Source organism: Myxococcus sp. MH1 (assembly GCF_059738865.1).
Map to the genome: position 1 here is coordinate 9,932,426 of NZ_AP026947.1, position 17,506 is coordinate 9,949,931.

Sequence of the window (17,506 nt, forward strand, 5' to 3'; positions counted from 1 at the left end):
CGGCTGCCGACGTCGGATGCGCGGATGCATCCGTGCGCTGACGCGGTCCCGGCGCGCGGGGCCCGCTTCTCGGAGGTGGGGCTCGCGGCTGCGCGAGGCGTGGTCCCGACGGACGATGGATGCGCGAATACGTCCGTGCTCGAACGCGGTCCCATCTCGGGGGATGGGACCGCGCTGATGCGAACGGGGTCAGCGCTTCGACTTCGGCTTCTTCACGGCGCCCTTCGCCGAGGGCTTCCTGGCGGCTGCCTTCGAGGGTGCCGACTTCCTGGCGGGCTTCGTGCCCGTGGACTTCTTCGCGGCGGACGACTTCGAGGCAGCGGGCTTCGCCTTCGCGGGCTTGGAAGCCGCGACCTTCTTGCTCGCGAGCTTCCCAGCGGACTTCTTGGCCGCGGGCTGTTTCCCGACGGGCTTCGCCCCCGCGGACTTCTTCGCCGCGACCTGCTTCGTGGTGGGCTTCGCCCCTGCGGACTTCTTCGCCGCAGCCTGCTTCGTGGTGGACTTCGCCGTCGTAGCGGACTTCTTCGCCGCAGCCTGCTTCGTGGTGGACTTGGCCACCGCGGGCTTCGTTGCGGCAGACTTCGCCGGCGCGGACTTCTGCGTCGCGGCCTTCACCACCGCGGGCTTCGTTGCGGCAGACTTCGCCGGCGCGGGTGTCTTCGCTACGGACGGCTGAGTCGCGGACTTCACCGCCCCAGGCTTCGCCGTCGCGAGACTCTTCGTCGCGGACTTCGCGGTGGGACTCTTCGTCGCGGGAAGCACCGCGGGCGTCTCCGTCACGGGCTGGGCGGCGGGCTTCGCCTTGGGCTGCGTCACCTCCACAGCCTTCGCGACGGTCTTCGTCGTCGCCGTGGCGGCCGCGTCGACAAGCTTCGTGACAGCGGTCTTCGTCGCCTTCGCGGGCTTCGAGACCGCATCCTTCACCGCCTCCGCGACCTGCGCCACGGGCTTCGCGACCGCGTCCTTCACCGTCTCGGCAATCGTCGCCACGGGCTTGCTGGCCTTGGACTTCACCGCGGGCTTCTTGGCCGTCTCGGGCCCCAGTTCCTTGCGCAGCGCCTCCTGCATCGTCGGTCGCACGAACAGCTCGGCCTGCGTCACCGAGGACCTCAAGGCCGGCTTCTTCCCGCCCCCGGACTTCGCCCCGAAACGGCCGAAGCCTCCGGACTCGTCCTGCGCCCCACCCCTGCGGCCCCGCGACACATCCTCGTCGTACTCGTACGCGAGCTCGCGCTGCGCGCCCGTGTCCTCTTCCTCCTCGGTGGACGATTCCTCGGCCTGCTCCTCCTCGGACTCCTCCTCGCCAGACATGCCCGAGAGCGCCTCCTGCAGCACGGCGTTCATCGCCCGCGCGAAGGTGCGCTCACCGAAGCTCTCGACCTCCGCGGGAGGCACCAGCACGTCGAGCATGTCCTTGAGCGAGCGGTACAGCCGCATCTCCCGCTTCTCGCTGTCCCAGGTGCCGTAGAGCCAATCCTCCGCACCCAGCGCGTCCACCCAGCCCGGCAGCGGCCCGCCCCCGTCCCCCTGCTCCACCATCGCCGACTTGCGCGCGGAGAACAGGTGCCGGTGCGGCCCCTTCATCCCGATGCGCCACACGCCCGCGGCCGGCAAGCCCACCAGCTTCAGCCGCGTCTTCTCCAACACGCTCACGGAGCCCTCGGGCCCATGCAGCGGGAAGAGACTCACGTCGCCGTGGAGCTCGCCTCCGTCGAAGGTCAGGTACAGATGGCCGAGGTCCTCGGGAAAGGGGACGCCACACTCCGTCTCCGCCCGCCGGACCTCATCCGCGGACACACCCGATGACGCGGCCTTCGCTGACTTCCGCAGTGCCTCCAACCACTCGTGCATGACCCCTCCACGACACGTCCGATGCCGCCACCTTACGGCGGCTGTGCCCCTCAGCGCAGTGCGCACCTGAAGCTTTTGACGCCCCGCACACGAATGCTCCAGCCCCCCGGCTGACGCCCGGCAGGCCCATCCCGGGACCTATCACGACAACCGCCAACCCGGGCTGCCTCCTTCCACTCCCTCGCAAGCCGGCCCCTCCACCAGCCCGGGACCCTCGCCTCCCCCAGTGCTTCCGCGGCCCCTGGGACGCCCTCCCTCCCCCGGGAAGCCATCCCCTCGGGGCCCCACCCGGCTTGAAGGCCGACGGGCGGACCGTTACCCATGGGGCATGGCACATCCGGTCAGCTACGAGGGAACGGCGGAGAACTTCGACCAGCTCGTCATGCAACCCCAGGGCGAGCTCGTCGTCGTGGACTTCTGGGGCGACGGCTGCCCGAACTGTGAAATCTACGCGGCCGCCGAGCCCGAGCTCCTCTCCGAGCTGGACGGCGCGAGGATGCGCGTGGTGAAGGTGAACGCCTATCAGCACGAGTCCCTGGCCCACCGCTTCGGGCTCTACGGCATCCCCACGTTCCTCTTGTTCCGCGACGGGAAGCTCATCGGGAAGATGAGCCAGTACTACGGAAAGGAGTACTGGCTCGGCGTCGTCCGCGAGCACCTGCCCGCCGCGTGACGAGGCCCCCACCCTTTCACGGTGCCACCCGGGGGAATCGCATAGGGTGGCGCCATGAAGAAGACGCCCAGGAAGCCTCGTCACGCGCCCCAGGTCCACCCGCTCCCGCCTCCCTCCGTGGAGCTGGCGGAGCTGCTCGGACGACTCGCGACAGGTGACGCCGATGCGCGCTGGGAGGCCTCCATGGCGTTGATGAAGGTCGGCGACGACGTCGCGGCCGAGCATGTGGCCCGGCTGCTGCGGACCGCCGACGACGTCCGGGCGCGCGAGGTCTCCGCGTGGCTGTTGTGCAGCCTCGGCGATGGCAAGCCCTCCATCATCGACGCGCTGCTCCAGTCCGTCGAGGACACCTCCGAGAGTATGGACGTGCGAGGCCAGGCCATCGAGGCCCTCGGCTCCCAGCGCACGATGGCGCCGACCCTGCGTGAGCGCGTGCTGGGCATCCTCGTCGAGCTGCTGGAGCACCCCGCCGCGGAGCTGCGCTTCTGGGCCTGCTTCGCGCTCGGCGCCTTCCGCTACCGCCCCGCCCTCCCCGCGCTGCGCAAGGTGGCCCAGGAGGATGAGCGCGTGAATCCCGGCTGGTGGTACGTCAGCGAGGAAGCGCTCGACGCGATTGCCCAGATCGAGTCACGGGAGTACCCAGACCGTATCCCCGTGCACCAACGTGGCCGCGCTGCGTCCTGACGCACCGTCTCCCCGTACGAGGCGTCGCCACCTCCCGAACGCCTCCACCGACAGCGGGACGGCCTGACGCCTCGCCGCGCCTCTCGCAGCCTCCGGCCCACGTCCTCCACCGAGTGGACCCGTGCCAGGGAACATGGAGCACGGGAGGTTCCCACCCTTCGGGGCAGCGTGGTTGATGCGACGCGCGCCCGTTACGAACATGGAACCTCGCGGTTGGCGGTCCAATCAGGGGGGCAGTGCGCAATGACGAAGCATCGACTGGGGCAAAGGCTCACGCATATCGCTTGTCTGCTGTCGCTGTGGGCGGGGGCCATGGCCTGCGGAGAGGGACACCTGGAGGCGCCGGAAGCAGCCGCGCCGGTGGACGGGCTGGAGACCCGGACCGCGAGGCAGTCCCCGGCGTTCACGGAGGCCCTCTTCTACGACAACTGCCCGGCCGCGTCGGTCGCGCAGGGCCCAACGCTCTATGTGTCGAAGAGCGGCCCGAGGGACCCGTCCAAGCCGCTCGGCTCCGACCTGAACCCCTACAGCACCATCATGGCCGCGGTGAAGGCGGCCCGCCCGGGCAACATCATCCTGGTGCGACAGGGCGACTACAACGAACAGGTCGCCATCACCGCGGCGAAGGGAGCGCGCCCCGGCACCGCCACCGCGCCCATCGTCCTGCGCGGGGAGCAGTCGGGCCAGCCCCGCATCCTCCCGGCCGCCACGAACGTGGGCAGCCTGGTCCAGGTCAGTCAGCCCTACTGGGTCGTCCAGTTCTTCGAGGTGGACGTGCAGGAGCGCCCCTCGTTCGCCGTGCTCTTCGAGAACAACACCCGGTGCTCACAGGTCCTCGACTCCAAGCTGCATGGGGGCCGCGCCGGCGGCGGTGTCATCACCAGCTACGCGGACTTCGTGCTCATCGACGACAATGAAATCTACGACTTCTCCAAGCAGAACACCGACTCGCACGGCGTGGCGATTCGCGGCGTGACGCGGAACGTGTTCATCGTGGAGAACGACATCCACGACGTCTCCGGGGACGCGGTGCAGTGTCAGCCCAACGGCGGCAGGCCCGCCGTCATCCTCGTCGAGCGCAATCGCTTGCATGACACCGGAGAGAACGGGGTCGACGTCAAGGCGTGCGACGACCTGCTCCTTCACGAGAACAAGATCTACAACTTCCCCAACCTCGCGAAGTACCCCTGGCAGGCGAACACCTCCGCCGCGGAGGGTGTGTTGGTGCACGAGGACGCGACGAACGTCCAAATCCTCTACAACGAAATCTGGAACGCGGGCCGGGGCATCTCCATCGGCGGCAACAACGTCATCGACATGCCCGTGAACGTGCAGATTGAAGGCAACCACGTGCACGACATCTATGACTATGCGAAGCGCAACAACGGCCAGGGCATCCGCATCGTCAAGGCGAGGGGCGTGACGCTGCTGGGGAACATCGTCGAGCGGACGTTCGACGCCGGGCTGCGCCTGGCCGCCGACCCGCCCAACGCCGTGCCGGGGCTGCTGGTCTACAAGAACACCCTGCGGGACATGCGGCTGTTCGTGCGTCTGGGCGCCAGGGCGTACCGGCCCGGCCTGGGCATGGACCTCAATCGCTACGAGGGCGCCTCGGGCGTCTTCACCATCACCGACGAGCTCTGGGAAGGAAGCCACGCCCGCTGGCGCGCGGTGCTCGCGCCGCTCTACCTGGACCAGTTTTCGGAGCGCATCATCCCCGGCTCCCGTCCCAAGGGGCTGACGGACGACGAGGGCGTCACGTCGACCTCGGGTGAGTAGTCAGCCCAGGCCGCGCTGATGGAGAGGGCCCACGCCCGCCGCGGGCCTTGCGTGGCGGGAGGCTTCAGCTTCCCGTCCGCTTTGCCTAGTCTCGGGTGCTCCTCCAACCCGGAGCACGCTGGTGGCGCGCATCGCATTCGTGGTGATTCCCCCCTTCGCGGACTGGGAGCCGGCGCTGCTGGCCGCGGGGGCGCGGGATGACTTCCGTGACCAGGTCTCCTGGTGGTCCCCGGGAGGCCGTCCCGTGCCGTCCATCGGGGGCATGACCATCCAGGTGGATGGCGCGGTCGAGGACTTCTCCCCGGAGAAGGCGGACGCGCTGGTGCTGATTGGCTCCAGCACCTGGATGACGCCTCAGAGTCCGGACCTGACGCCCCTGCTGCGCCGCGCGGTGGAGGCAGGGCTCGTCGTCGCGGGCATCTGCGGCGCGACGCTGGCGCTGGCTCGCGCGGGGCTGCTCGAGGGGCGCGCGCACACGAGCAACGACCTGGCGTTCCTCCAGAAGCACGCCCCGGGCTACCAGGGCGCCGCGCACTATCGCGACGTGCCGCAGGCGGTGAGGGACGGGCGCATCATCACGGCATCCGGAGCGGCGCCCACCACGTTCGCCACCGCGGTGCTCGGCGCGCTGCACCCCGACGCGAGCCAGGCGATGGTGGACTTCCGCGCGTTCTTCGCTCGCGAGCACCGGACCCCTTGAGGAGCACTCCGCCATGACGATCATCGAGCCCTTGCTGCTCGCCACCGGCGCCCTGGGCGGCCTCACGGGCGCCATCCTGGGCGTGCGCGCCGAGCCCTGGTGGGGCGTCGACGGAGTCCTCGGCGGCGTCATGCGGGGCTTCGGCGGCTTCGTGGGCGGCGCGCTCGCGCTGCCCCTGGTCTCGGGCGTGATTCTCTATGGACTGGGCCTGGTGCTGATGCGCCGCGAGGCGAGGAACAAGCAGAGGTCCTAGGCACCTCGCCCGCGCGTCTCAGTCCTGATAGCCCCGCGCCTGCAGGCGGAACAGGTGCGCGTAGCGGCCGTCCTTCGCCATCAGCTCGTCGTGGCTGCCCAGCTCGTCCACGCCGCCGTTGTGCAGCACCGCGATCTGGTCCGCCATCCGCACCGTGGAGAACCGGTGCGAAATCACGATGGCGATGCGGTCCGCCGCCAACGCCTGGAACCGCTCGAACAACGCGTGCTCCGCCTCCGCGTCGATGCTCGCCGTCGGCTCGTCCAGAATCAGCACCTCCGCGTCGTCCCGCATGAACGCTCGCGCCACCGCCAGCTTCTGCCACTGCCCCGCCGACAGCTCCTGCCCCTTCTCGAACCACCCGCCCAGCATCGTGTCGTACTGCCCCGGCAACGCCTCGATGACCCCGCTCGCCCCACCCAGTTGCGCCGCCTTCACGATGCGCTCCCGGTCCTCCAACGCCGGCACGTGCCCCAACCCGATGTTCTCCGCCACGTTGAACTGGTAGCGCACGAAGTCCTGGAACACCGCCCCGAAGCGCGAGCGCAAATCCCCCACGTCCATGTCCCGGAGGTCCACGCCCCCATACAGAATGGCCCCCTCCGTCGGCTCGTACAGCCTGAGCAGCAGCTTCACCAACGTGCTCTTCCCCGCGCCGTTCTCCCCCACCAGCGCCAGCTTCTGCCCCGGCCGCAACGTCAACGACACGTGCCTCAACGCCCACGCCTCCTTCCCCGGATAGCGGAAGGACACGTCGCGCAGCTCGATGTCGTTGGTGCGCCCCCGGGGCGGTGACCTGGGCGGCGACACCCGCGCCACCTCGCTGCCCGTCGGTATCTCCAGGTACATGAAGAGGTTGCTCATGAAGAGCGCGTCCTCGTACATGGAGCCCACGCTCGTCAGGATGCCCTGGAACGCCGCCTGCCCCTGACGGAACACCCCCAGGTACAACACCATGTCACCCACGCTGATGGCCCCGTCCGCCGCCCGCCCCGCGACGAACAGGTAGCAGCCGTAGAACGCCGCCAGCGACAACAACCCCAACCCCAACCCCCACCCCATCCGCTTGAAGGCCAGCGCCCGGTCCTCCGCGAAGAACTTGCGGAACAAGTCCCGGTAGCGCCCCAACACCAGGTCCCCCAACCCGAAGAGCTTCACCTCCTTCACGTGGCTGTCCCGCGTGAGGATCCACTCCAGGTAGTTGAGCTTGCGCCCCTCCGGCGCGCGCCACGAGTACAGCCGGAAGCCCGCCATCGCCAGCCGCGCCTCCGCGATGAACGCCGGAATCGACGCCGCCACCAGCACCACCACGCTCCACGGCGACAGCGCAATCAACAGCGCCGCGAACGTGGAGAGCGTTATCGCGTTGCGGACGATGGAGAACGCCTGCATCACCAGCGACAGCGGACGGCTGCTCGCCTCGCGCCGGGCGTTCTGCATCTTGTCGTACGTCTCCGAGTCCTCGAAGTGCCGCAGCTCCAGCTCCAGCGCCTTCTGGAGGATGCGCTCGTTGAGCAGGTTGCCCAGGTTGGCGCGCAGGAGCTCCCGCGTCAGCGTCAGCCCGCGCTCCACCACCCCGGAGCCCAGCATCAGCGCGAACTCCAACCCCACCAGCCCGTAGACGCGCGAGTGCGCCTCGGCCGAGCCCTGCGCCGCCGCCACCACCGCGTCCACAATCAGCTTGCCCACCCAGGCGATGGCCGCCGGCAACACCGCCGCCACCAGCGTCAACAGCCCGAGCACGACGGCGCCCCGGGGGCTGGCCTGCCAGAAGATGCGGAACGTCCCGGGGAGCTGACGGAACAGGCTTCCGGCGCTCTTCAGCCGCTCCTTGAGGGAGCTCTTCGCGGGGAGGGTGGACTCGAGTGGACGGGGAGACACGTCCCCCGTTCATAACGTGCTCGCCCGACATCCGCTCGAAAGAGCCGCCCCTCACCCCACCGCGGGCTGCTCGTGCCGGGACACCAGCACGTCGCACGAGGATTGCGCCAGCACCCGCTCCACCAGCGACGCCTCGTCCCCGGCCCCTCGCGGGCCCGCCACCACCAGCAGGTCCGAGCCCAGCTCGAGCGCGTGCGCCAGGAGCGCCTCGCCCGGCTCCCCGGAGCGCAGCCGGGCCTCCAGCTCGCACCCCGTCTCCCGGTACGGCGCCAGGAAGCGGGCGAGCTCCAGGCGCGCGTCGAGCTCGCGCTCATGGCGCAGCATCACGAAGCGCTCCGGCGGCGCGCCCCGGGCCCGCAGCGCCGCCTCCTCCTCGCGCGTGTCCACCACGTGCAGCACCGCCACCGGCGTCAGGGGACACAGCCGCATCGTCAGCTCCAGCGCCCGCCGGGACTCACGCGTGAAGTCCACCGCGACCAGGGGAGTCTCGTACGGCCTCGCCGGATGGGGCAGCACCGCCAGCATCGACGTGTCCAGCTGGCGCAGCGCGCGCCGCACCATCGAGCCCTCTCCCAGCGACCTGCCCGGCGTCAGCACCCGCTCGCCGCCCAGCACCACCAGCTGGGCGCCCTGCTCGCGCGCCACCGCCGCGACCGCGTCCAGCGTGTCGCCCTGGCGCAGCTCCTCGCGCACCGTCACGTCCGACCGGTGGCGCAGCCTCCGACACGCCGCGTGCACGGCCTTGCGCAGACAGCCGCCTCCCAGCACCACGCCTCCGGGCGAGCCCTCCAACACCGGCCCCGCGTGCAGCAGCGTGAAGGTGGCGCCCAGGCCCAGGGGCAACCGCAGCGCCCGGGCCAGGGCGAGCTCGGAGCGCAGCGAGAAGTCCGTCGCCACCACCAGGCGTGTCAGCCCCCTGGGACCCCGGAAGGTCCCCGGCTGCAGCAACGGGATATCCAAACGGGTCAGCACATGCTGCCTCATCACGAGACCCTCCTTTCAATGGCCTTGCTGCTCCAGCGTCGGCGCCGTGGGGGCGTGATTCGCCATCCCATGCGCCCGACAGGGACCTGTCCGCGAGCCGTTGCCCGCCGGTCCGCCGCGCCTCGCGGCCCAGGCCCCGTGAGGCCCTCACCTCGAAGATTCAGGCGGCCGCGCCGGGATGCCACCCTCGCCCCGGGGACGCCGTGTGCACGAGCGGGCGGAGGAGCCCTTCGGTCCTCGCGTGTGGCGGCCCACGTCACACGACTGGCGGCCAGCGTCACACGACTCGTCCTCGAGTGAGGGTGGAGCACGACTCCCGTCCCGCGGGGCCGTGCGGAGTGGGGGCGGACGGCCGCCTCACACCGTGGGGTGTCCCCCTGAAAAAACTCCAGGCGCGCCGCATCCGTATCCCTCACGGGAGTTCCACGCGCGCATTCCTGCCTGGAGATTGGCGCGCTTGGCACGTTCGCGGAGCAACAGAGCGTCTTCAGCGGGCCGCGCGGGAAGCGGCCGGAGCTTTGCAGAAGGGCTCCGACGACAGCGCGGTGGGTGGTGGCGGGACGGACGGGAAGCTGAAGAAGGGGGAGGACCAATGCGCGGCGTCATCACCGGAAGAGAGGTGGTCACCAATCTGGGTCTCATCTACCGAGAGTTCGGCGCGGGCTGTGTGCTGCGCTGCTTGTGGGTGATGCTCAGCGGGAAGACCACGACGTTCCTCGAGGTGGCGTGTCCGCCCGAGGTGAAGCGCTAGCCACGGCGACGGGCCGCGAGGAGAGCCTCCCCGCGACCCGGCCGTGTGCTGGTTTGCTCGTCGCCGAGAATCAGAACTCGTCGCGGCGCGGCTTGTCGTCGTCCACCGCGTCCCGGACGGCGCGCTTGGCGTCCTCCAGCTTCTCCTTGGCGTGGCCCTTGGCCGTGTCGACCTTGCCCTCCGCTTCCAGCGAACGGTCGCCGGTGGCCGCGCCCACGGTCTCCTTGATCTTGCCCTTGGCCTTGTCGATCAACTCACCCATGTCACTCTCCTGTGGCTGTGAGCTCGTGAGAGCCGTTGTGGAGTGAGTGTGGGCATGGCCCTGGAGTCGTGCAGGAGGGCCAGGCCGCTCGCCTGCTCGGGTGGCGGGGGCCGGCCCCTTCCAGAAGCAGTCCCGCAATTCAAGGAAAATACCCAGACATTCAGGCGAGCGAAGCGCGGCCACGGACTTGCGGAGGTCCGGTGGCCCCAGTGGAATGGGGGGAGCCCGAGACGCTCCCTGGTTGGAATCCTTCCCCCCTGCTGAAACGGGACATTGACGCAAGGCGCGCTGCCCCGCACGCTGAAGTCACTGCCACCCCGGAGTCACTGCTTCCCGATGTCCACTCCTCCGCTTCCGACCCCTGGCGCGCTGTTCCGGCGGATGTACCTGTTGCGCTCCCTCATCACGACGGTGGCCTTCTGCCCGGCCCTGTACGTGGACATGCAATTGCTGTCACTGGAGGGGCCGAAGGCGACGCGCATCCTGCTGGGAGTCATCACGCCGCTGGTGCTGGGGCTGTGCGCGGTGGCGCAGCCGATGGTGGTGTTGCCGTGGCTCCTGAAGCGGGCCATGGCGACGCAAGGGCGGCTGCGGGTGGAGCGGTTGATCCGCATCCCGTCGCAGCTGGCGTTCGGCGAGTCGATGGTGTCGTGGTTCATCGGCGGGGTGCTGTTCAACGGGGGCGTGGCGTTCCTGTTGGACCGGCCGATGTCGGTGGTGCCGGTGGGCGTGGCGGTGTCGATGAGCGCGGGGCTGTTCAGCAGCCCGCTGCTGTACATGCTCTATGAGCAGGTGCTGATGCCCACGGTGCTGGACGCCTACCAGAAGGCGCCCAGCGCGCGGCCCGCCGGAGAGGGCTTCGCGCCCCGACAGCTGTGGCTGCTGCCCGCCACCGTCGTCTCCGCGCTGCTGGTCACGTGTCTGACGAGCGTCGTGACGCTGAACCTGCGCATCGAGCGGGAGCTGGGGGCGCTGGCGAAGGACATCGAGTCGAAGGGCCAGGCCGCGTCGGCGGCGCAGGTGCGCGCCACGGTGGCGCCGCTGCAGAAGGACCTGGTGCTGCCGGTCGTCATGTTCGGCGGCTACGCGGCGCTGGGCTCCATCCTCACGGCGGCGTGGGCGGCGCGGCGGCTGGCCAAGGGCTCGCGCGCGGTGGGCGCGTCGCTGGAGGCGCTGGTGGAGGGCCGCGCGGCGCCGCCGCGGTGGGTGTCCACGGACGAGCTGGGCGACCTGGCCGCGACCACATGGCAGCTGTACCAGCGGCTGCAGGAGCTGCCGCGCTCGCTGCGCACGTCTGCGGGGGACCTGGCGCAGGCGGGCACGCGGCTGTCGGAGGCGAGCAACCAGCAGAACCAGACGCTGTCGCGGCAGGCGGCGGCGCTGCACCAGGCGCGCGCCACGGCGCAGGAGATCCAGCAGGCGTCGCACGTGGCGGCCTCTCGCGCCACCAGCATCCTCCAGGTGGCCGAGCGCGCCGCCGCGGTGGGCCGGCTGGGCGAGGAGTCGCTGCAGGGCACCGAGAAGGGCCTCGCGTCCATCCGCGACATCGCCGACGGGCTGCACGGGCAGATGCAGGACCTGGAGCAGCGCGCGCGGGAGGTCGGCCGCGTGTCGGAGGTGGTGAAGGCGCTGGCGGACCAGTCGCACATGCTGGCCATCAACGCGGCCATCGAGGCCACGCGCGCGGGTGAGCACGGCAAGGGCTTCGGCGTGGTGGCGCGGCAGATGCGCGAGCTGGCGGACCAGTCCGTCCAGGCGACCAACCAGGTGCGCGGGCTGCTGGAGACGATGGCCTCGGCGGCCACCCAGGCCACGGAGATGACGGACCGGAGCGCGGCGGGGGTGGAGACGGCGCTGGCGCCGCTTCGCACCAGCGGCGAGCGGCTGCGCGAACTGGCCACGCTGTCGCGCGAGTCCGCGTCCGCAGTGCGGCAGATCGCCGAGGCCGTGGCCCAGCAGCACCAGGGCGTGGACCAGCTGTTCGCCGCGGTGCGCGAGCTGGATGAGCTGACCACGGACACGCTGCGCCACCTGGACACCACGCAGCAGGCGGCCGTCGCCGTCACCCACGCCACCGGACAGGTGTCGCAGCTGGCCCAGCGCTACGTCTGAGCGAGCGCGGCCTCCTCGGGGGACACGGGCGGCTCGGGTTCGAGTCGCCCGTCGGGCCCCAGCACCGGGGCGCGGAGCAGCACCACCAGCCGGCCCACGAGCAGGCCCAGGCGGCCGAGGCGCTCGCGGGGCTCGGGGCCGTCCTGCTCGAAGCTCGCCGCGTCCAGGTACGCAAGCTGGACCTCGGCCCTCGACTGGAGCGCGCCCACGCGGGTCTCCAGCGAGGTGAGCCTTCCGAGCAGGGCGTCGAGGAACTCCGTGGCCTGTCGGAGCGTCGCCGCGCAGGCGTCCAGCTGACGCACGCGGGCCTCGTCGGTGTCCTCCACGGTGCTCGCCGAGGCCCATGGCGCCGCGGCCTCGAACAGGGAGACCCCATCGACGACCACCGGGGCCGCGTCCTCCTGCAGCCAGCCTCGCTCCATCCACGTGAGCACGGGCTCCCAGCCGGGGGGCACGGGCGCGCCCGCGCCCAAGAGGGGCCATGCCCGGCGCGCGGCGCGGGAGACGGGCTCGGAGGGCAGCGCCTCCAGGGCCGCGAGGGCCTCGGGCGGGAGCACGTCCTCCCGCTTCGCGTGCTCCCAGCGCTCCAGTCGCGCGAGCAGTCCTCGCAGGGGCTCGACGACCTCCGCTCGGGCACGGGCCTGACGCTCACCGTAGGAGGCGAGGCCCGTGCGCACGCGCAGCCGGGCGGACTTGAGCGCGCCGAGCGCGGCGGCGTGTCGCTCACGGGCCTGGGCGAGCGCGGGGGACTCGACGACGCGGCCCTGGTCCCAGACCTTCTTCGCACCGAGCCCCAGCGCCGTCAGCACCAGGCCTCCCACCGCGAATGGGATGAAGAACGGCATGGGAGACAGCTTCGCATCCGTGGGGCCTCGTTGCGAGCCGGGCCCCCTTGGCCTGCATGGCTGGAGAGGAGGCGCGGCCGGAGTGACGCGGCGCAGTGCCGCGTCAGCCTGCGCGCGCCTGGGGCGCCGACCGCGCCTCATCCTCCAGCGGCGGCACGTACGGCCAGCCCGGCAGCGGCCCCTTGCCCGCCTCGCGCGTCAGGTAGTCCGCCGCGATGTTCGCGCTCTCCATGATGGTGAGCAGTCCGCTGCCCGGGTGCGTGCCTCCGCCCACCCAATACAACCCCTCCACGTCCGGACTCTTCACCCGCGGCCGCAGCGGGCCCAATTGCATCCACGTGTGCGAGAGATTGAAGACCGCGCCCCGGAACACGTTGAACTCGTCCCGCCACGTCTGGGCCGTGAAGTAGCGCTCCGCGCGGATGTGCTGACGCACGCCCTTGAGCCCCACCTTCTCCAGCATCGCCGGGATGCGCTCGCGCAGCGTCGCCTCCGTCTTCGCCCAGTCCACCGGCCGCGCCGTGTTCGGCGTGGGCACCAGCACGTAGAGCGTCGAGTGTCCCTCCGGCGCCCCCTTCGGGTCCGTCACCGACGCGTTGCACACGTAGAAGGGCGGGTCGTCCACGTCCAGCTCCCGGTCCTCCAGCGCGTCCCGGTCCGTGCGCCGCGCCGACTCCGAGAGGTAGATGAGGTGGTGCGGCAAATCGTCGTAGCGCGTGTCCAGGCCGTAGTACGCCATGAACGTGCTGCACGAATACTTCGCCTTCTCCAGCGCCGCGTCCGTCAGCCGCGAGCCCTCACGCGCCTCGGCCGACAAGAGCTTCGTCGCCGCGTAGGGCAGATCCGCGTTCAGCACCACCGCGTCCGCCTCCAGCACCTCGCCGCCCTCCAGCTCCACGCCCGCCACGCGCCCTGCCTCCACGCGCACGCGCTTGACGGGCGCGCCCATCCGGAACGTGGCGCCCAGGTCCTGCGCGCACCGCATCATCCCGCGCGCCAGCTCCCGGAAGCCGCCGTCCACGTGCCACACCCCGAAGGCCAGCTCGATGAAGGGAATCACGCTGAACACCGACGAGCACGTCGTCGGGTGCAGACCCAGGTACTTCGACGGGTACGCCAGCGCGTACGTCAGCCGGTCGTCGTGGAAGAACGAGTCCAGGTGCTTGTAGAGCGTCTGCCAGGGCTTGAAGCGCAGCGTGGAGGCCAGCCGCCAGGGGGCGTAGTAGGCGAGGCTGCCCGCGTGCGTGCAGATGAACTTCTCGTACGCGATGCCGTACTTGTCCTTCCCCTCGGCGAGCCAGCGCCTGAGGCCCTCCACCTGCTGGGGACCGAAGCGCGCCACCTCCGCCTCCATCCGCGCGGGGTCCCGGCTGGTGTCCAGCTGGGAGCCATCCCAGAAGTGCAGCCGCGTGTTGACGTCCAGCGGGACCAGCTTCACGTAGTCCGCCAGCCGACGTCCGGAGCGCTCGAAGATGCGCTCCAGCACCCCCGGGAGTTGGAGGATGGAGGGCCCCGTGTCGAGTGTGTACTCGCCTTGGGCTCCGAGCGTCAGCCCCTTCATCCGCCCTCCGGGCACCGGGTCCTTCTCCACCACGGTGACGCGAAAGCCCTGCCCGGCCAGGTTGATGGCGGCGGACAGCCCGCCCGGTCCTGCTCCCACGACGATGACGTGACGCACCATGGCTCCTAGAATGCCCCGAGCGAGCAGCCGTTGCAGTGTCGCTCACGCGGACGGATGGACGGGGATTGTGTTTCAGGCCCGGGCGTTTCTCCTGGAGGACACTCGTGTCGACCTCCCTCGCCTCCCACGTGCGCCGCAACGCGGCCGCCCTCCTCGCCCTGCTGATGGGGCTGCTCGTCACGGCGGGGGCGACCACGTACATCCGGCGGGGGGTGAGCCTGCGCAGGCAGCAGCTCTTCGATGACGCCACCGCGGACGGCTCCGTGGCCCTCCTGCAGCGCCTGGACGTCTACCAGGCCATGCTCCTGGGCACGCGCGGCGTCTTCACCGGCAGCGAGGCGGTGGAGCGGCGCGAGTTCCGCGCGTACACGGAGAGCCTGGAGGTGCGCCAGCGCTACCCCGGCATCCAGGCCGTCGGCCTGGCGCGGTGGCTGAGCCGGGACGAGCTGGCGCGGCACGAGGCCCGGATGCGCCAGGAGGGCTTCCCCCAGTACCGGGTGTGGCCCGAGGACGCGCGCGAGCACCACGCCGTCGTCGACCTGGTGGAGCCGTTCGACGTGAACAACCTCCGGGTGCTCGGGTTCGACATCATGTCCGAGCCGGCGCGCAGGGCGGCGCTGGAGCGCGCGATGCGAAGCGGCCTGCCCGCGGCCACCGGCAAGGTGCAGCTGGTCTCCGAGCCCGTGGACCAGGTGGCCCAGGCGGGCTTCGTCATCTACGTCCCGCTCTACGCGGGGATGGTGGAGCCCACCACGCCCCAGGCCCGCGGCGAGCGGCTGGAGGGGTTCGTCTTCGGCGCCTTCCGCATGAAGGACTTCGTGGAGGGCCTGCGCTTCCAGGGCTTCCAGTCCACCATCGACCTGACCATCTACGACGGCGCCACCGTGAGCGAGCCGGCGCGGCTCTACACCTCGCACCCCGGCGCGCCGGACGCGGGGGGGCTCCGGCAGCAGCTCACCGTGCAGGTGGCCGGGGTGCCGTGGACGTTGGTGTTCACCACCCGCGAGGCCTTCATGAGGGGCACGCGCTCCAGCCATCCCTTCACGGTGGCGGGCGGCGGCCTGCTGATGTCGCTGCTGCTCTTCCTCGTCACCCGCGCGCAGGTGAACGCGCGCGCCCTGGCGGAGCAGGCCAGCGCCGAGCATCGACGGCTGGCCGATGAGGCCCAGGCCGCGGTGCGCGTGCGCGACGAGTTCCTCAGCGTGGCCGCGCACGAGCTGCGCACGCCGCTCACCTCGCTCAAGCTCCAGCTGCAGCTGCTCTTCCGACAGCTGAGGCAGCCGGGGCCGCTGGACGCGGAGCGGCTGGAGCGCGGAGTCGAGACGTGCGAGCGGCAGACCACCCGGCTCACCAAGCTGGTGGACAGCCTGCTGGACGTGGCGCGCCTGTCGAGCGGGCGGATGGAGCTGCAGCTGGAGGACGTGGAGCTGGGGGAGCTGGTGCGGGAGCTGGCGCGTCGCTTCGAGGCGGAGGCCCAGGCCGCGGGCGTGCGGCTGGAGGTGGACGCGCCCGAGCCGATGACGGGCCGGTGGGACCGGCTGCGCCTGGAGCAGGTCCTCACCAACCTGATGTCCAACGCGCTCAAGTACGGGCACGGCGCGCCGGTGGACGTGCGCGTGCGCGGCGACGCGGAGCTGGCGCGCGTGGAGGTGCAAGACAGGGGCATCGGCATCGCCCCCGAGGACGCCGCGCGCGTCTTCGACCGCTTCGAGCGCGCGGTGTCCAGCCGGCACTACGGCGGGCTGGGGTTGGGCTTGTTCATCACCCGCCAGCTCGTGGAGGCCCATGGGGGCCGCATCCTCCTGGAGAGCCGCCCGGGCGAGGGCTCCACCTTCATCGTCCACCTTCCTCGCGCCGGGCCGCCCCTCATGGACACCCCTTGAGGTCAGCTCACTCGTAGGTCGGCAGGCACTTGTTCTGCCAGACGCAGTGCCGGGCTCCCGACGAGGCCTGGTTGCACGTCGCCTGCGTCTTGTACTGCGCGCAGAAACACTCCCAGGCATTGCCAGTACAGAGCCCCTGCTCCGTCTGTGCGGGGGACTCGGGCTGCGGCTCGGCTTCGACTCCTCCACCGCACGCGGACAGCCCCAGCAGCGAAACCAACACGACAAAGCGACGCATGGTGTGTACTCCGGCGCAAGGAGGGTGGCCCACCCTCGGAGGGGAACTCGACCTTGCCCCACGGTTGTCTGGACTGTCTAGTTCGACTCCAGGACACACGTGGGCGCCGGGTGGCGCATGAATCGTGAGCGCCAGTCCCACGCCTTCGCGCCGTATGCAGTCAGCGGCGATGGATACCCAGACACGAGGAGGCAAACCATGGGTGCATTGGATGGACGAATCGCGGTCATCACGGGCGGGGCCACGGGCATCGGGCTGGCCATCGCCGAGCGCTTCGCGAGCGAGGGCGCGGAGGTGGTCATCGCCGGCCGGCGTCAGGGGCGGCTGGACGAGGCGGTGGCGCGGATTGGCCATGGCGCGCGCGGCGTGGTGACGGATGTGGGAGACGAGGCCCAGGTGGTGCGGCTGATGGAGTCGGTGCCCCGGGTGGACCTGCTGGTGACGTGCGCGGGCGGCGCGGTGTTCGGGCCGGTGGAGACGGTGCCGATGAGCGCCTGGGAGGCGCTGTTCAAGGACCGCTTCTTCGGACAGCTCTCCGCGGTGCGTCACGCGGTGCCGAAGATGCGGGAAGGGGGCGCCATCCTGTTGTGCTCGGGCATCGCCGGGCACGCGGCGCTGGCGAACTACGCGGGCGGGGCGGGGCTGTGTGGGGGCATCAACGCCATGGGGCGCTCGCTCGCGGTGGAGCTGGCGCCCCGGGGCCTCCGGGTGAACGTGCTGTCACCCGGGCTCACGAAGGACACGGCCATCGACTGGGGCGTGCCGGTGACGCAGGTGGGGGCGTTCCTGGACACGCTCGCCGCCCACGTCCCGATGAAGCGAGCGGGCGCTCCCCGGGACATGGCCGACGCGGCGTTCTTCCTGGCGACGTGTGCCTATGCCACCGGCATGGTGCTGGACGTCGACGGTGGCTGGACGGCGGTGTGAGG

Annotated in this window: 16 protein-coding genes; 9 read left to right on the forward strand and 7 right to left on the reverse strand. The window is 70.8% G+C overall.

The annotated features are described in order from the left end of the window. Positions 1-189: 189 nt before the first annotated feature. Positions 190-1,851, reverse strand: coding sequence for an SMI1/KNR4 family protein (locus AC6JA9_RS39340; protein ID WP_497958671.1), 1,662 nt, complete (start codon positions 1,849-1,851; stop codon positions 190-192). A gap of 328 nt (positions 1,852-2,179) precedes the next feature. Here AC6JA9_RS39340 and AC6JA9_RS39345 point away from each other — a divergent pair, with 328 nt between their 5' ends. From AC6JA9_RS39345 to AC6JA9_RS39365, 5 genes are all read left to right on the forward strand, one after another. Further along, positions 2,180-2,524 carry a thioredoxin family protein gene (locus tag AC6JA9_RS39345; protein WP_497958672.1) on the forward strand — a complete coding sequence of 115 codons (345 nt, stop codon included), beginning with the start codon at positions 2,180-2,182 and terminating at the stop codon, positions 2,522-2,524. A gap of 54 nt (positions 2,525-2,578) precedes the next feature. Next, on the forward strand, positions 2,579-3,208 hold the full coding sequence (locus AC6JA9_RS39350) for a HEAT repeat domain-containing protein (RefSeq protein WP_483579013.1): 630 nt from the start codon (positions 2,579-2,581) through the stop codon (positions 3,206-3,208). Between the two features lie 243 nt (positions 3,209-3,451). Continuing rightward, positions 3,452-4,987 (forward strand): right-handed parallel beta-helix repeat-containing protein, encoded by a 1,536-nt coding sequence (locus AC6JA9_RS39355; protein ID WP_223749551.1) that lies wholly within the window; start codon positions 3,452-3,454, stop codon positions 4,985-4,987. Positions 4,988-5,108: 121 nt separating this feature from the next. After that, positions 5,109-5,687: a type 1 glutamine amidotransferase family protein gene (locus AC6JA9_RS39360; protein ID WP_497958673.1), complete on the forward strand. Its 579-nt coding sequence runs from the start codon at positions 5,109-5,111 to the stop codon at positions 5,685-5,687. A 13-nt stretch (positions 5,688-5,700) separates the two neighbouring features. Next, complete coding sequence (locus tag AC6JA9_RS39365; protein WP_223749549.1) at positions 5,701-5,940, forward strand: hypothetical protein; 240 nt, start codon at positions 5,701-5,703, stop codon at positions 5,938-5,940. 18 nt (positions 5,941-5,958) lie between these two features. Here the strand turns inward: AC6JA9_RS39365 and AC6JA9_RS39370 are convergent, their stop codons facing one another. Continuing rightward, complete coding sequence (locus tag AC6JA9_RS39370; RefSeq protein ID WP_223749548.1) at positions 5,959-7,821, reverse strand: ABC transporter ATP-binding protein; 1,863 nt, start codon at positions 7,819-7,821, stop codon at positions 5,959-5,961. A 51-nt stretch (positions 7,822-7,872) separates the two neighbouring features. After that, positions 7,873-8,805, reverse strand: a complete 933-nt coding sequence (locus AC6JA9_RS39375) for a universal stress protein (protein ID WP_223782887.1) — start codon at positions 8,803-8,805, stop codon at positions 7,873-7,875. Between the two features lie 592 nt (positions 8,806-9,397). On the opposite strand from AC6JA9_RS39375, the gene AC6JA9_RS39380 reads away from it, so the two are divergent. After that, positions 9,398-9,556 (forward strand): hypothetical protein, encoded by a 159-nt coding sequence (locus AC6JA9_RS39380; protein ID WP_015353070.1) that lies wholly within the window; start codon positions 9,398-9,400, stop codon positions 9,554-9,556. A 70-nt stretch (positions 9,557-9,626) separates the two neighbouring features. On the opposite strand, the gene AC6JA9_RS39385 is transcribed toward AC6JA9_RS39380, so the two are convergent. After that, positions 9,627-9,818 carry a CsbD family protein gene (locus AC6JA9_RS39385; protein WP_223749546.1) on the reverse strand — a complete coding sequence of 64 codons (192 nt, stop codon included), beginning with the start codon at positions 9,816-9,818 and terminating at the stop codon, positions 9,627-9,629. Between the two features lie 336 nt (positions 9,819-10,154). Here AC6JA9_RS39385 and AC6JA9_RS39390 point away from each other — a divergent pair, with 336 nt between their 5' ends. Then, a complete protein-coding gene (locus tag AC6JA9_RS39390) occupies positions 10,155-11,930 on the forward strand; it encodes a methyl-accepting chemotaxis protein (RefSeq protein WP_223749545.1) in 1,776 nt (591 codons plus the stop codon). On the opposite strand, the gene AC6JA9_RS39395 is transcribed toward AC6JA9_RS39390, so the two are convergent. Both AC6JA9_RS39395 and AC6JA9_RS39400 read right to left on the reverse strand, forming a co-directional pair. Further along, entirely contained in the window at positions 11,921-12,775 is an 855-nt protein-coding gene (locus tag AC6JA9_RS39395) for a hypothetical protein (protein ID WP_223749544.1), read from the reverse strand. The genes AC6JA9_RS39390 and AC6JA9_RS39395 overlap by 10 nt on opposite strands. Before the next feature lie 103 nt (positions 12,776-12,878). After that, complete coding sequence (locus tag AC6JA9_RS39400; RefSeq protein ID WP_223749543.1) at positions 12,879-14,456, reverse strand: phytoene desaturase family protein; 1,578 nt, start codon at positions 14,454-14,456, stop codon at positions 12,879-12,881. A 104-nt stretch (positions 14,457-14,560) separates the two neighbouring features. On the opposite strand from AC6JA9_RS39400, the gene AC6JA9_RS39405 reads away from it, so the two are divergent. After that, on the forward strand, positions 14,561-16,339 hold the full coding sequence (locus tag AC6JA9_RS39405) for a CHASE domain-containing protein (RefSeq protein ID WP_497958674.1): 1,779 nt from the start codon (positions 14,561-14,563) through the stop codon (positions 16,337-16,339). Between the two features lie 7 nt (positions 16,340-16,346). Here the strand turns inward: AC6JA9_RS39405 and AC6JA9_RS39410 are convergent, their stop codons facing one another. Further along, positions 16,347-16,577, reverse strand: a complete 231-nt coding sequence (locus AC6JA9_RS39410) for a hypothetical protein (RefSeq protein WP_223782890.1) — start codon at positions 16,575-16,577, stop codon at positions 16,347-16,349. A 198-nt stretch (positions 16,578-16,775) separates the two neighbouring features. Here AC6JA9_RS39410 and AC6JA9_RS39415 point away from each other — a divergent pair, with 198 nt between their 5' ends. Continuing rightward, positions 16,776-17,504: an SDR family NAD(P)-dependent oxidoreductase gene (locus tag AC6JA9_RS39415; RefSeq protein ID WP_223749540.1), complete on the forward strand. Its 729-nt coding sequence runs from the start codon at positions 16,776-16,778 to the stop codon at positions 17,502-17,504. Positions 17,505-17,506 lie beyond the last annotated feature (2 nt).